This is a genomic window from Thauera sp. 2A1 (genome assembly GCF_009469595.2).
In the GTDB taxonomy this organism is placed as follows: Bacteria; Pseudomonadota; Gammaproteobacteria; order Burkholderiales; family Rhodocyclaceae; genus Thauera.
On the sequence record NZ_SSXV01000002.1, the window covers coordinates 81,716 to 96,254 of the forward strand.

Genomic DNA, 14,539 nt, shown 5'->3' on the forward strand with positions numbered 1-14,539 from the left:
GCCTTCCCGGATCGGGGCCTTCATGGCCGGGCTGATGCCTTTCCGGCGTCGTCCGAAGTCGAGCGAAGCGTCGCGCAGCACCGGCCGTCTGGCGCGGCCTACCGGACCGGCGCACGAGCTGGACCCGCTGCTGATCTGGTCGGCGCTCGGGCTGCTGCTGCTTGGCCTCGTCATGGTGTATTCCGCCTCCATCGCCACGGCGGAAGGAAGCCGCTTCACCGGCTATCAGCAGTATTACTTCCTGGTCCGTCACACCGTCTTCGTGGGGATAGGCATCGTCGCCGGGCTCGCAGCCTTCCAGTTGCCGATGACGCAGTGGCAGCGGCTGGCACCAGCCCTGTTCGTGTCAGGCGTGGTGCTGCTCATCGTCGTGCTGATTCCCGGCCTGGGGCGCGAAGTCAACGGCGCCCAGCGCTGGCTCGGCTTCGGCCCGATCAACCTGCAGCCCTCCGAGCTGATGAAGATTTTCGCCGCGCTCTACGCGGCCGACTACACGGTGCGCAAGCTCGATGTGATGGGCAGTTTCCGCCACGGTTTCCTGCCGATGATGGCGGTGATCCTGTTCGTCGGCTTCCTGTTGCTGCGCGAGCCGGATTTCGGCGCCTTCGTGGTCATCACGACGATCGCTTTCGGCGTGCTGTTCCTCGGCGGCGTGAACGTACGCGTGTTCGCGCTGCTGGCCGTGGTCGCGGTGATCGGCTTCATCATCCTGATCTGGACGTCGCCCTATCGCCGCGACCGGCTGTTCGGCTTCATGGATCCGTGGCAGGACGCCTTCGGCAAGGGTTACCAGTTGTCGCATGCGCTGATCGCCTTCGGCCGTGGCGAATGGTTCGGCGTCGGCCTGGGCGCCAGCGTCGAGAAGCTCTTCTACCTGCCCGAGGCGCACACCGACTTCCTGCTCGCGGTGATCGCCGAGGAACTCGGCCTCGTCGGCGTCGCGGTGGTGGTCGCGCTGTTCGCGCTGCTGGTGCAGCGCGCCTTCGTCATCGGGCGCGAGGCGATCAAGCTCGAGCGCTACTTCTCCGGCCTCGTTGCGCAGGGCATCGGGCTCTGGTTCGGCGTGCAGTCCTTCATCAACATGGGTGTGAACATGGGGTTGCTGCCCACCAAGGGCCTGACCCTGCCGTTGATGAGCTTCGGCGGCTCGGGCGTGGTGGCCAACTGCGTGGCGCTCGCCATCCTGCTGCGCGTGGACTGGGAAGTGCGGCAGCTCAAGCGCGGGGCGACGCCATGAGGACGTTGATGGTGATGGCCGGCGGAACCGGCGGGCACATCTTTCCGGGCGTGGCGGTGGCGGAAACCCTGCGCGCGAAGGGCTGGCGCATCGTCTGGATGGGCAATCCGGACGGCATGGAGGCGCGCATCGTGCCGCAGCGCGGCTACGACACCGCCTGGGTGCGCTTCGGCGCACTGCGCGGCAAGGGCTTGCTGCGCAAGCTGATGCTGCCGCTCAACCTGTTGTCGGGTTTCGCGCAGGCGCTGCGCGAACTGCGCCGTGTGCGCCCCGACGTGGTGCTCGGCATGGGCGGCTACATCACCTTTCCCGGCGGCATGATGGCGGCGCTGCTCGGGCGGCCTTTGGTGCTGCACGAGCAGAATTCGGTGGCGGGGCTGGCCAACCGCGTGCTCGCCGGCGTGGCCGACCGCGTGCTGTCGGGTTTTCCGTCGGTCTTGAAGGGCGCGAACTGGGTTGGTAATCCGGTGCGCGACGAGATCGCTGCGGTCGCTTCGCCGGCGGAGCGCTTCGCCGGCCGCAGCGGCCCGCTGCGCCTGCTGGTGGTCGGCGGCAGCCTGGGCGCCGCGGTGCTCAATGAAACCGTGCCGCAGGCGCTCGCCCGCCTGCCGGCCGCAGCGCGGCCTACGGTGGTGCATCAGGCGGGCGAGAGGCAGCTCGAGGCCTTGCGCGCCGCCTATGCGGCTGCCGGCGTGCAGGGCGAGCTGCGCCCCTTCATCGACGACATGGCGAGCGCCTACGCCGTGGCGGATCTGGTGATCTGCCGCGCCGGCGCGCTCACCGTGGCGGAGCTGGCGGCCGTCGGTGCGGCCAGCCTGCTCGTGCCCTTCCCGCATGCGGTGGATGATCACCAGACCGGCAACGCACGCTTCCTGGCCGACAGGGGCGCAGCCTGGCTGTTGCCGCAGAACGAACTCACTGCCGAACGACTGGCCGGCATCCTCGCCAGCACCGACCGTCAGCGCTTGCTGCAGATGGCCGACAACGCCCGCGCGCAGGCCAGGCTGCGCGCCACCGAGGCGGTCGCGCGCGTCTGCGAGGAACTGGCCGTTGGAGCCACTTCATGAAGCACAAGGTCAAACACATCCATTTCGTCGGCATCGGCGGCTCCGGCATGAGCGGCATCGCCGAGGTGCTGGTGAACCAGGGTTACGTCGTCAGCGGTTCGGACCTGGGCGACACCGCCACGACGCGCCGCCTGCGCGCGATGGGCGCCTGCGTGATGCAGGGGCACGACGCGGCCAACATCGCCGGCGCCGACGCCCTCGTCGTGTCCACCGCGGTGAAGAACGACAACCCGGAGGTGGTGGCGGCGCGTGCGAAGCACATTCCGGTGGTGCCGCGAGCGCAGATGCTCGCCGAGCTGATGCGCCTCAAGAGCGGCGTCGCGATCGCCGGCACGCACGGCAAGACCACGACGACCTCGCTGGTGGCCAGCATCCTCGCCGAGGGTGGCATGGATCCGACTTTCGTCATCGGTGGGCGCCTCAACGCCGCCGGTGCCAATGCGCATCTGGGCAAGGGCGATTTCCTGGTGGCGGAGGCGGACGAGTCCGACGCGTCCTTCCTGATGCTCAGCCCGGTGATCTCGGTCGTCACCAACATCGACGCCGACCACATGGACACGTACGGCCATGATTTCGCGCGGCTCAAGCAGGCCTTCATCGATTTCCTGCAGCGGCTGCCCTTCTATGGTGTCGCGGTGCTGTGCGAGGACGATCCGCACGTGCGCTCCATCATGCCGCTGGTGTCGAAGCAGATCGTGCGCTACGGCCTGTCCGACACGGCCAACATCCGTGCCGAGAACATCCGCGCCGAGGGCGGTCGCATGTTGTTCGATGCGGTGCGGGTCAACGGCACGACCACGCGCCTGCCGATCGAGCTGAACCTGCCGGGCATGCACAACGTGCTCAACGCACTGGCGGCGATTGCCGTCGCCACCGAGGTGCAGGTGCCCGATGCGGCGATCATCAAGGCGCTGGCGGAGTTCCGCGGCGTTGGCCGGCGCTTCCAGCGCTATGGCGAAGTGCCGCTGCAGGATCAGGACGGCCAGTCCGCCGGCAGCTTCACTCTGATCGACGATTACGGCCATCACCCGGTCGAGATGGCGGCAACGCTGGCCGCCGCGCGCGGCGCATTTCCCGGTCGACGCCTCCTGCTGGCCTTCCAGCCGCATCGCTACACGCGCACACGTGACTGTTTCGACGACTTCGTCAAGGTGCTGTCGACGGTTGATGCGCTGTTGCTGGCCGAAGTCTATGCGGCAGGTGAGGCACCGATCGTTGCCGCCGACGGTCGCGCCCTGGCCCGTGCGCTGCGGGTGGCAGGCAAGGTCGAGCCGGTGTTCGTAGAGGACATTGCCGGCATGCCGGCGGCCATCCTGTCGGCGGCGCGCGACGGCGATGTGGTGATCACCATGGGTGCGGGCAGCGTCGGCGCGGTGCCGGGCAAGCTCGCCAACTACGAGGAGCAGGCGTGAAGCGGTTCGGCAAGGTTGCGGTTCTGTTCGGCGGCAATTCCGCCGAGCGCGAGGTGTCGCTGATGTCCGGGCGCGCGGTGCTGGCCGCGCTGCAGGGCGTAGGGGTCGATGCGCATGCCTTCGATCCGGCCGAGCGCGACCTGCACGTCCTCAAGGAAGACGGCTACGACCGCGTCTTCATCGCCCTGCACGGCCGTGGCGGCGAGGACGGCACGGTGCAGGGGGCGCTCGAGCTGATGGGCATTCCCTACACCGGCAGCGGCGTGATGGCGTCGGCGCTGTCGATGGACAAGTGGCGCACCAAGATGGTGTGGCTGGCCGCGGGCCTGCCGACGCCGCGCTACGCGATCCTCGACGCCGACAGCGACTGGCATGCGGTCGCGCGCGACCTGGGTTTGCCGATCTTCGTCAAGCCGGTGCACGAGGGCTCGAGCATGGGCGCCACCAAGGTGACCGAGGCCGGGCAGTTGAAGGCCGCCTGGGAGCTGGCGGCGCGCTACGACAGCCTGGTGATCGCCGAGGAATTCATCGCCGGCGCCGAACTGACGGCCCCATTCCTGGAAGACCGGGCACTGCCGCTGGTGCGCATCGTCGCGCCGGGGGGCAACTACGACTACCAGAACAAGTATTTCACTGACGACACGCGCTACGACTGCCCGAGTGGGCTGCCCGCGGAGCAGGAGGCGGCGCTGCAGGCGCTGGTGATGAAGTGCGCGCGCATGCTCGGTTGCCGTGGCTGGGGGCGCGCCGACCTGATCCTGACCGAGGACGGTCGCCCCTACCTGCTCGAAATGAACACCGCGCCAGGCATGACGGCGCATTCCCTGGTGCCGATGTCGGCCCGGGTGGCCGGCCTCGGTTTCGAGGCGCTGTGCCTGAAGATCCTGGAGGGGGCCCGCCTTGGCTGAACTGCGCGCCCACCTCGCCGGTCCCGTCGTCACCCGCGGTCGCGCAGGGGCGGGGACGGGCGTGCGCGCGCAGGTTCCCGAAACCGGGCTTTGGCATCGTCCGGCGCTGCTCAACCTGATCTCCGACCTGCTGATGCTGTTCGCGGCGGTCGGACTCGGTTGGGCGCTGGTCATCTGGTTCGTGTCGCGTCCGCTGTTCCCGGTGCGCGAGCTGATCGTACAGACGCCGCCAGCCCTGGTGACCGAGGCGCAACTGGAATATGTCGCGCGCACAGCGATCCGCGGCAACTTCTTCACCATGGATCTGGAAGAGATCCGTGCGGCCTACGAGAAGTTGCCCTGGGTACGGCGCGCCGAGGTGCGCCGGCGTTGGCCCGACGCGGTGGAGCTGCGCCTGGAGGAGCACCAGGCCGTCGCTTACTGGACAGTGTCGGACAGCGGGGATGCCCGCCTGGTGAACCGGTTCGGCGAGGTCTTCACCGCCGCCAGCAACGCGCAGATGCCGCAGTTCGATGGGCCGCAGGGCTCGTCCGGCTGGTTGCTGGCGCGCCACACGGAGTTTTCGGCGATGCTGCAGCCGCTGGGCTTCAAGCTGGTCGGCCTGGCGCTGTCGGCGCGCGAAGCGTGGCGTCTGACGCTGGACAACGGCATGGTGATCGTGCTCGGCCGCCAGCAGGAGCGCGCGCCGCTCAAGGACAGGCTGGCACGCTTCATCGCCGTGTGGCCGAAAGTGCAGGAACAGGTTGGATCACAGGTCGCGGTGGCGGATCTCCGCTATCCGAGCGGTTTCGCGTTGACGCCGGTCGCCAGCGCGACACCGGCGGCGGCTGCGTCAGTCAAGGGCAAGAAATGAGCAAGGAATACAAGGATCTGATCGTCGGGCTGGATATCGGCACCTCCAAGGTCACCTGCATGGTGGCCGAGGCGCGACCGGACGGGCGGCTGAACGTGATCGGCCTCGGCACCCAGCCGACCACCGGCCTCAAGCGCGGCGTGGTGGTGAACATCGAAGCCACGGTGGATGCGATCTCGCGCGTGATCCAGGAAGTCGAGCTGATGGCCGACTGCAAGATCCACGACGTCTATACCGGCATCGCCGGCAGCCACATCAAGAGTTTCAACTCCAGCGGCACGGTCGCGATCAAGGAGAAGGAAGTCTCGCCGATGGACGTCGAGCGCGTGATCGAGGTCGCGCGCGCGATGCCGATTCCGGCCGAGCAGCAGATCCTGCACATCCTGACGCAGGAATTCATCATCGACGGCCAGGGCGGCGTGCGCGAGCCGATCGGCATGAGCGGCGTGCGCCTGGAAGTGAAGGTGCACATCGTCACCGGCGCGGTTTCGGCCGCCCAGAACGTGATCAAGTGTGTGCGTCGCTGCGGGCTGGAGGTCATGGACCTCATCCTGCAGCCGCTCGCCTCCAGCTACGCGGTGCTGACCGAGGACGAGAAGGAGTTGGGCGTATGCCTGGTCGACATCGGTGGCGGCACCACCGACATCGCGGTGTTCACCCAGGGGGCCATCCGCCACACCGCCGTCATCCCGGTCGCCGGCGACCAGATCACCAACGACATCGCGATGGCGCTGCGCACGCCGACAGCCGAGGCCGAGGAGATCAAGATCCACCAGGGCGTGGCCATGCATCAGCTCGCCGAGTCGGACGACATGATCGAGGTGCCGGGCGTCGGCGACCGTCCGCCGCGCAAACTGTCGCGCCAGGCGCTGGCGGACGTGATCGAGCCGCGCGTGTCGGAACTGTTCGAGCTGGTGCAGGCGGAACTGCGCCGCAGCGGCTACGAGGAGCTGCTGTCGTCGGGCATCGTGCTCACCGGCGGCTCGTCGGTGATGCGCGGCATGGTGGAACTCGGCGAGGACGTGTTCCACATGCCGGTGCGCGTCGGTGCGCCGCAGTACGACGGCGGCCTGGCCGATGTCGTGTGCCAGCCGCGCTATGCGACCGCGATGGGCCTCGTGATGGAGGGCGCGGCGCAGCGTCGGCGCGGCATCCAGGCGCGCGAGACGCGCAGCGTGCGGCAGGTCTTCGGCCGCATGAAGTCGTGGTTCGAGAAGAATTTCTGAGCGGCAGGGGAGAGCCCAGTCGTTTTGAATGTTGGCTTGCGTCCGGGTCCAGATTTAGTAGTAAACTCTGCGGCCAATACTAAATAAAGCCCGGTCGGCGTTCGGTGGATAGCAGGATCGTTATTCTTGGAGGCGAGGCAAATGTTTGAAATCATTGAGAAGGAACCGACCGGGACGATCATCAAGGTGATCGGCGTTGGCGGTGCGGGCGGCAACGCCGTGGATCACATGATCCGCGAAGGCGTCCAGGGCGTGCAGTTCATCACCGCGAACACCGACGCGCAGGCGCTCAATCGCTGCCTCGCGTCGCACAAGGTCCAGCTCGGCACCACCGGCCTGGGGGCGGGTTCGAAGCCGGAAGCTGGCCGTGCCGCTGCACAGGAATCGCGCGACACGATCGCCGCCGCGCTCGAGGGCGCGCACATGGTGTTCATCACCGGCGGCATGGGCGGCGGCACCGGCACCGGTGCGGCGCCCGTGGTGGCCGAGATCGCCAAGGAAATGGGGATCCTCACCGTCGCGGTGGTCACCAAGCCCTTCGACTTCGAGAACCGCATCCGCGTCGCCGAGAGCGGTGTCGAGGAGCTCACCCGCCACGTCGATTCGCTGATCGTGGTGCTCAACGACAAGCTGCTCGACGTCTTCGGCGACGATGCCGGCTTCGAGGAGTGCTTCCGTTCCGCCGACAACGTGCTGCGCTCCGCGGTGGGCGGCATCGCCGAGATCATCAACGTGCCCGGCCTGGTCAACGTCGACTTCCAGGACGTGCGCACCGCGATGGCGGAGATGGGCCGCGCCATGATGGGTTCGGCCGAGGCGGCCGGCATGGATCGCGCGCGCATCGCCGCCGAGCAGGCTGCCGTGTCGCCGCTGCTCGAAGGCACCGAGCTGTCCGGTGCGCGCTGCGTGCTGATCAACATCACCGCCAGCAAGTCGCTGAAGATGTCGGAAGTGCGTGATGCAGTGAAGACGGTGCAGGCCTTCGCCGCGCCCGAAGCCTTCGTCAAGTACGGCACCGTGTTCGACGAGACGATGGAAGACCGCATCCGCATCACCGTCGTCGCCACCGGCCTGGGTACGCCGCGCGCAGTGCGCCAGCCGGTGATGCAGGTGGTGGCCGGCACCGGCACCTATGGTCCGATGAGCGGTGGCACGGTCGACATGAACAACCTCGACGTGCCTGCGGTGATCCGCAGCGGCCGCCGCACGACGGTCGAGGCGATGAGCACCAACGGCATCGGCACCTACGACATCCCGGCCTTCCTGCGCCGCCAGGCCGACTGACCGCGGCGGGCCTCGCGCCCTCGGGGCACCTCATCGGGATCGCTGCCTCCGGTCCCGGTCAGGTGCCCTTGATTTTTTGTGCGAGCGACCGCTGGCTGTCGGCACCGTTGCTGCACAGCAACATCTCGTTGCGCAACAGACCGCGGCCATCGGTGCCATTGCCTCGGCGGCCGCAGGCCGCGTGATAAACTGCTGGCCTGAAAGAGGATTTTCCAGATGATCAGGCAGCGCACCCTCAAGTCCATCGTCAAGGCGACAGGCGTCGGCCTGCACGGCGGCCGCAAGGTGTCGCTGGTGCTGCGCCCGGCCGCGCCTGACACTGGCATCGTCTTCCATCGCGTCGATCTCGATCCGCCGCTGGATCTTCCTGCCGATCCTTACGCCGTGTGCGACACGCGCATGTGTTCCGGCCTGGAAAAGGGGGGCGAGAAAGTTGGCACCGTCGAGCACCTGATGTCCGCGCTCGCCGGGCTGGGCATCGACAACCTGCACGTCGATGTGGACGCCCCGGAGATTCCCATCCTCGACGGGAGCGCCGGCCCCTTCGTCTTCCTGCTGCAATCGGCGGGCATCGAGGAGCAGAACGCGGCGAAGAAGTTCATGCGCGTGAAGAAGCCGGTCGAATATCGCGAGGGCGACAAGTGGGTCCGCCTCGAGCCCTACGACGGCTTTCGCCTGACCTTCTCCATCGTCTTCAACCATCCGGCCATCGACAGCACCTCGACGTCCGTGACGGTCGATTTCGCCGAGCAGTCCTATGTACGCGATGTCGCGCGCGCACGCACCTTCGGCTTCATGCAGGACGTGGAGTCGATGCGCGCAGTGGGGCTGGCACTGGGTGGCAGCCTCGACAACGCCATCGTGATGGACGAGTACCGCGTGCTCAATGCCGATGGCCTGCGCTACGCGGACGAGTTCGTCAAGCACAAGGTGCTGGATGCGATCGGCGACCTTTACCTGTGTGGCCATCCACTGCTGGCTGCCTATTCCGCGCACAAGTCGGGCCATGCGCTGAACAACCAGATCCTGCGCGTGCTGCTGGAAGACCGCGAGGCCTGGGAAATCGTCACTTTCGAGCAGGCGGGCGCCACGCCCGCGGCTGTGGCGCACCAGTTCGCACCGATTCTTTCGGGCGTATGAACCTGCGCGCCCCCGCCTCCTGGTGTGCAATGACCGCCTGCGAGCCCGCTGCTGTCGAGGGGGGGCCGGCATGCTGATCATGCGGCTGTTGTTGCTGCTGGCGGTGCTCGGTATCGGCGGTTCGCTGCTGCTGTGGATGCTGACTGGCAACCCGCGCTATCGCACCTGGGCGTGGAAGGCCTTCCGCGTGGCGGCGGTCGTCATCTTCCTGCTGCTCGCCATGTTCGCGCTCGAGCGTGTGCTCGTGCCGCTGGGCTGAGGCAGCCCGCTTCTTCTTGTTCTTCTCACTCCCGGCTGCGTTGCGCGAGCCGCTCCAGCGAGGCGCGCAACGGTGAGTCCGGCGGCAGCGTGGCGGCAAAGCGGGTGAGGCTGGCGCGGGCATCGGCCGAAATGTGGCGCTCGGTGGGAGGGCGGCGCCACTGCGGCGTTTCCGGGGTGGCGACCTTGACCTTGATGATCTGCACCGCATGCCCAGCCTGCACGAAATGTTCGACCAGGCTGGGCGTCAGTTGCCGCAGGCGTGCCGCAGCCGGGCCCCCGCTCGCGCTCAGCACCAGGGTGCCGTCCTTCAGGTTCGCCACCCGGCACAGGCCGGCAAGCAGCGGCGGCAGCCCGCGCTCGAGCACGAGTTGCAGCCGGCGCAGGCGTGCGGCGTGATCCTGCAGGCGGGCAAGCGCCTCGCCGCTGCCGAGAAAGCGGTTCAGAAGCTGTGACATCGTAGGCGTCATCCAGTGTCGCCGCCGGAGTCGTTCATGAGGCGGCTTAGCCCGACATGATAGACTGTGCGTTTTGCCGAATCGACGTCACACCCAAACATGATCTCCGGCCTGCTCAAGAAAATCTTCGGTAGTCGTAACGACCGTCTCGTCCGTCAGTACTCCCAGTCCGTGCGCAAGATCAATGCGCTCGAGCCGGAAATCTCCGCGCTGTCCGACGAGGCGCTGCGCGGCAAGACCGCCGAATTCAAGCAGCGAGTCGCCAACGGAGAAGCGCTCGACGCCATCCTGCCCGAGGCCTTCGCGGTGGTGCGCGAGGCGGGCAAGCGCGTGCATGGCATGCGCCACTTCGACGTGCAGCTCATCGGCGGCATGGTGCTGCACGACGGCAAGATCGCAGAAATGCGCACGGGCGAGGGCAAGACGCTGGTCGCAACGCTCCCGGCCTACCTCAACGCGCTGACCGGCAAGGGCGTGCACGTCATCACGGTGAACGACTATCTCGCCAGCCGCGACGCCGAGTGGATGGGCCGCATCTACGGCTTCCTCGGCCTCACCACCGGCTGCAACCTTTCGCGCATGGGGCACGAGGCCAAGCAGGCCGCCTACGCCGCCGACATCACCTACGGCACCAACAACGAGTTCGGCTTCGACTATCTGCGCGACAACATGGTGTACGCGGTCGGCGAGCGCGTGCAGCGCGGCCTGAACTTCGCCATCGTCGACGAGGTGGACTCCATCCTGATCGACGAGGCGCGCACGCCGCTGATCATCTCCGGCCAGGCCGAAGACCACACCGAGCTCTACCTCAAGATGAACCAGGTGGCGCCGATGCTCAAGCGCCAGGAAGGCGGTCTCGACGACAAGGACGAAGTGTCCGAGCCGGGCGACTACACCGTCGATCTGAAGGCGCATCAGGTGCTGCTCACCGAGCAGGGTCACGAGACGGCAGAACAGATCCTCGTGCGCCTGGGCCTGCTGGACGAAGGCAGCGGTCTGTACGAGCCGGGCAACATCCTGCTGGTGCATCACCTGTACGCGGCGCTGCGCGCCCACGCCCTGTACCACAAGGACCAGCAATACGTGGTGCAGAACGGCGAAGTCATCATCGTTGACGAATTCACCGGCCGCCTGATGCCCGGCCGGCGCTGGTCGGATGGCCTGCATCAGGCCGTCGAAGCGAAGGAAGGCGTGCGCATCCAGGCCGAGAACCAGACCCTCGCCTCGATCACCTTCCAAAACTATTTCCGCATGTACGGCAAGCTCGCCGGCATGACCGGCACGGCCGACACCGAGGCTTTCGAATTCCACTCGATCTACGGCCTCGAGACGGTGGTGATTCCGACCAACAAGCCCACCCAGCGCAAGGACGAGAACGACAAGGTCTACCGCACCGCGAACGAGAAGTGGAATGCGGTGATCGACGACATCCGCGCCTGCGTCCAGCGCGGACAGCCGGTGCTGGTCGGCACCACCTCGATCGAGACCAACGAGTTCCTCTCCGGCTTCCTCGAGCAGGCGAAGATCCCGCACCAGGTGCTGAACGCCAAGCAGCACGAGAGCGAGGCGCAGATCGTCGCCCAGGCCGGCCGTCCCGGCATGGTGACCATCGCCACCAACATGGCCGGCCGCGGCACCGACATCGTGCTCGGCGGCAACGTCGAGAAGCCGGTCGCCGCGGTGCGGGACGATGAGAGCCTCTCAGCCGAGCAGAAGGAAGCTAAGATCGCCACGCTGCGCGAGGAATGGAAGAAGGTGCACGAACAGGTGATCGCCGCCGGCGGCCTGCACATCATCGGCACCGAACGCCACGAATCGCGCCGCATCGACAACCAGTTGCGTGGCCGCTCCGGCCGCCAGGGCGACCCGGGCTCCAGCCGCTTCTACCTGTCGCTGGAAGATCCGCTGATGAAGATCTTCGCCGGCGAACGTCTCAACGCGATCATGGTGCGGCTGAAGATGCCCGAGGGCGAGGCGATCGAGCACGGCATGGTGACGCGCTCGCTCGAGTCCGCGCAGCGCAAGGTCGAGCAGCGCAACTTCGACATCCGCAAGCAGTTGCTGGAATACGACGACGTCGCCAACGACCAGCGCAAGGTCATCTACCAGCAGCGCAACGAACTGCTCGAAACCGAGGACATCTCCGACACCATCCGCGCGATGCGCCAGGGCGTGCTGCACGACACCTTCCGCCGCTACGTGCCGGTCGACAGCGTGGAGGAGCAGTGGGAGATCGGCGCGCTCGAGCAGGCCCTCGCCGCCGACTTCCAGCTCAGGCTGCCGCTGGGCGAGTGGATCAAGGCCGAGCCGGGCCTGGACGACGAATCCATCCTGCAGCGCATCATCGACGCCGGAGAAGAGGCCTACGCGGCCAAGGTGGCGATGGTCGATCCGGGCGCCTGGCACCAGTTCGAGCGCAACGTGATGCTGCAGAGCCTGGACACGCACTGGCGCGAGCACCTCGCGGCGCTCGACCACCTGCGCCAGGGCATCCACCTGCGCGGCTACGCGCAGAAGAACCCCAAGCAGGAATACAAGCGCGAAGCCTTCGAACTGTTCGAGTCGCTGCTCGACATGGTGCGGGTCGATGTCACCAAGCTGCTGACGACGGTGCAGATCCGCACCGAAACCCAGCTCGAGGAGGCCGAGGCACCCCCCGAGCTGGAGAACGTCCAGTACCAGCACGCCGACTACGACGAGGCGCTGGCCGCGGCGAACCCGGAGCAACCGGCCGGCAACGAGCCGCACCACAACCTGGCCCCCAAGGTCGGCCGCAACGACCCCTGCCCCTGCGGGTCGGGCAAGAAATACAAGCATTGCCACGGCAAGCTGAGCTGATCGATCTGCGCCTGCCCATATGCGTTGGCGTGGAGGCTGTGCGCCACACAATCCAGGCACGCTTGCCGACTTGTCGAAAAAATTTACACTGGACCGTTCCGGTCTAGGGTTTGATTCAATAAGTGACTGTATAAAAATAATAAAATTGTTCTGGCAGAGTAGTTGCTAGGTTTCTGTGCCGGTCAGTAAGGTCTCCCAAGAAGGCCGCTACCGGTTGGTCGCCCGGTTCGCAACGAACCGGCGACATGAGGTCGCAGGGGAAGAGCTACGGCGCGGGATGCAAAGGCTGGGTTTTTCCAGCCTTGCCCCCCCGCCCGATGAGGCGAGGACTGGCTGCGACCGGAGAACTGGAGGAGCTATGAACCAATCGAGCGGGGCAGCATGCCGAAGCCCCATCCCTGCCGTGTTGCTTGACCATTGCCGTCGCAATGTCCAGTCGTAAGGTTTTGGTCCTCGACAGGGTGGGCGCCCTGTGCTCCGAGCTGCGTGCGCTTGAGCTGCAGGACTGGGATTTTCTCGAGGTTTCCTCCCTCGACGCTGCACGCCGTGCGCTAGGGTCAAGTGAGGCCTCGGTCGGCCTTGTCGTGTTCGATTCCGTCTCGTCCTGGGGCGAGCGCGAGGTGGAGGCGCTCATTTCCCTCCACGACATCGAGTGGATTGCGATTCTGGGTGAGGGATTGTTGCGCACCCGAGCCTTCCCGGCGGGAATCCTGCGCCAGTTCCACGACTTCCACTCGATGCCGATCGATCGCGAACGGCTGCAGTTCTCTCTCGGGCACGCCTACGGCAAAGTCCGCTTCTGCACCCGCGACAGTGAAGTACCGCATGTGTCCGGGCGCTATGGCATGACGGGCTCGAGCCCGAGGATGCTGCAGCTCTACCGGCAACTGGAGAAGGTGGTCACGGTGGACGCTCCCGTGCTCATCGGCGGCGAGTCCGGTTCGGGAAAGGAACTCGTCGCACACGCCATCCACCAGCACTCGGCAAGGGGGCGCGGTCCCTTCATCGCCATGAACTGCGGTGCGATCGCGTCCTCGCTCATCCACTCCGAGCTGTTCGGTTACGAGCGTGGAGCATTCACCGGTGCGAACCAGCGCAAGGTGGGAAACATCGAGGCCGCCAGCGGAGGCGTGCTGTTTCTCGACGAAATCGGCGATCTGCCGCTCGACCTTCAGGCCAGCTTCCTGCGCTTCCTGCAGGAGAAAGTGATCACACGGGTGGGTTCCACCGAGCGGGTGAAGGTAGACGTGCGTGTGATTGCTGCAACCCACGTCGACCTTGCACGTGCCGTCCTCGAGGGCAAGTTCCGGCAGGATCTGTATTACCGCCTGAATGTCCTGCATCTGCACGTGCCGCCGCTGCGCGAGCGAAAGGAGGATATCCCGCGCCTGGCGGACGCCATCTTTGCCGACAATCGGCACCAGAAGAGCTCGCAGGTGAAGGGCTTCAGCTCCGAGGCCATACGCGCCATGGTCGACCACCCATGGCCCGGCAATGTGCGCGAGCTGATCAATCGCGTGCAGCAGGCGATGATCATGAGCGAGCACAAGCTCATCACCGCTGCCGACCTGGGGCTGTCAGTGGCAGATGCGGCAACCGCGGCGCCCACGCTCGAAGAACTTCGCTCGTCGATCGAGCGTGAGGTCATCGAGACCAGCCTGCGCAGGCATCGCAACAACGTCTCCGAGACGGCCCGTCAGCTCGGAATATCCCGTGTCACGCTGTACCGCATGATCGATCGTTTGAAAATCATTCTCTAGCCGCACCGATGGCGGCTTGACTGTCCACTGGGGGGTGTCATGGTGTGCTTGTTTCGTCCGACGGGTAGGCTGCGGTCTCCGGTCGCCGGGCTGTTGCT

Annotated in this window: 12 protein-coding genes; 11 read left to right on the plus strand and 1 reads right to left on the minus strand. The window is 66.5% G+C overall.

Features of this window, described 5'->3' with window-relative positions; translation table 11 throughout:
• Positions 1-34: 34 nt before the first annotated feature.
• The 9 genes from ftsW (at position 35) to GH664_RS02495 (ending at position 9,386) form a co-directional block, all read left to right on the plus strand.
• Complete coding sequence (ftsW, locus tag GH664_RS02455; RefSeq protein WP_228111366.1) at positions 35-1,237, plus strand: putative lipid II flippase FtsW; 1,203 nt, start codon at positions 35-37, stop codon at positions 1,235-1,237.
• A complete protein-coding gene (gene murG, locus GH664_RS02460; protein ID WP_153166567.1) occupies positions 1,234-2,304 on the plus strand; it encodes an undecaprenyldiphospho-muramoylpentapeptide beta-N-acetylglucosaminyltransferase in 1,071 nt (356 codons plus the stop codon). Before ftsW ends, murG begins: the two co-directional genes overlap by 4 nt.
• Positions 2,301-3,716, plus strand: a complete 1,416-nt coding sequence (gene murC, locus GH664_RS02465; RefSeq protein ID WP_153166568.1) for a UDP-N-acetylmuramate--L-alanine ligase — start codon at positions 2,301-2,303, stop codon at positions 3,714-3,716. The genes murG and murC overlap by 4 nt, the downstream gene beginning before the upstream one ends.
• Positions 3,713-4,624 (plus strand): D-alanine--D-alanine ligase, encoded by a 912-nt coding sequence (locus GH664_RS02470; protein WP_153166569.1) that lies wholly within the window; start codon positions 3,713-3,715, stop codon positions 4,622-4,624. Before murC ends, GH664_RS02470 begins: the two co-directional genes overlap by 4 nt.
• A 61-nt stretch (positions 4,625-4,685) precedes the next feature.
• Positions 4,686-5,477, plus strand: a complete 792-nt coding sequence (locus GH664_RS02475) for a cell division protein FtsQ/DivIB (RefSeq protein ID WP_228111367.1) — start codon at positions 4,686-4,688, stop codon at positions 5,475-5,477.
• Positions 5,474-6,703 (plus strand): cell division protein FtsA, encoded by a 1,230-nt coding sequence (gene ftsA / locus GH664_RS02480; RefSeq protein WP_153166570.1) that lies wholly within the window; start codon positions 5,474-5,476, stop codon positions 6,701-6,703. Before GH664_RS02475 ends, ftsA begins: the two co-directional genes overlap by 4 nt.
• 141 nt (positions 6,704-6,844) lie before the next feature.
• The gene (gene ftsZ / locus GH664_RS02485; protein ID WP_153166571.1) at positions 6,845-7,987 is read left to right on the plus strand and encodes a cell division protein FtsZ; all 1,143 of its coding nucleotides are present in this window, start codon (positions 6,845-6,847) and stop codon (positions 7,985-7,987) included.
• Between the two features lie 216 nt (positions 7,988-8,203).
• Positions 8,204-9,127 carry a UDP-3-O-acyl-N-acetylglucosamine deacetylase gene (gene lpxC, locus GH664_RS02490; RefSeq protein ID WP_153166572.1) on the plus strand — a complete coding sequence of 308 codons (924 nt, stop codon included), beginning with the start codon at positions 8,204-8,206 and terminating at the stop codon, positions 9,125-9,127.
• 70 nt (positions 9,128-9,197) lie between these two features.
• Positions 9,198-9,386, plus strand: a complete 189-nt coding sequence (locus GH664_RS02495) for a hypothetical protein (protein WP_153166573.1) — start codon at positions 9,198-9,200, stop codon at positions 9,384-9,386.
• Between the two features lie 25 nt (positions 9,387-9,411).
• On the opposite strand, the gene GH664_RS02500 is transcribed toward GH664_RS02495, so the two are convergent.
• Positions 9,412-9,843 carry a DUF721 domain-containing protein gene (locus GH664_RS02500; protein ID WP_153166574.1) on the minus strand — a complete coding sequence of 144 codons (432 nt, stop codon included), beginning with the start codon at positions 9,841-9,843 and terminating at the stop codon, positions 9,412-9,414.
• A gap of 99 nt (positions 9,844-9,942) precedes the next feature.
• Here GH664_RS02500 and secA point away from each other — a divergent pair, with 99 nt between their 5' ends.
• The gene (gene secA, locus GH664_RS02505) at positions 9,943-12,681 is read left to right on the plus strand and encodes a preprotein translocase subunit SecA (RefSeq protein ID WP_153166575.1); all 2,739 of its coding nucleotides are present in this window, start codon (positions 9,943-9,945) and stop codon (positions 12,679-12,681) included.
• Between the two features lie 428 nt (positions 12,682-13,109).
• Positions 13,110-14,441: a sigma-54 dependent transcriptional regulator gene (locus tag GH664_RS02510; RefSeq protein WP_153166576.1), complete on the plus strand. Its 1,332-nt coding sequence runs from the start codon at positions 13,110-13,112 to the stop codon at positions 14,439-14,441.
• Positions 14,442-14,539: the final 98 nt, after the last annotated feature.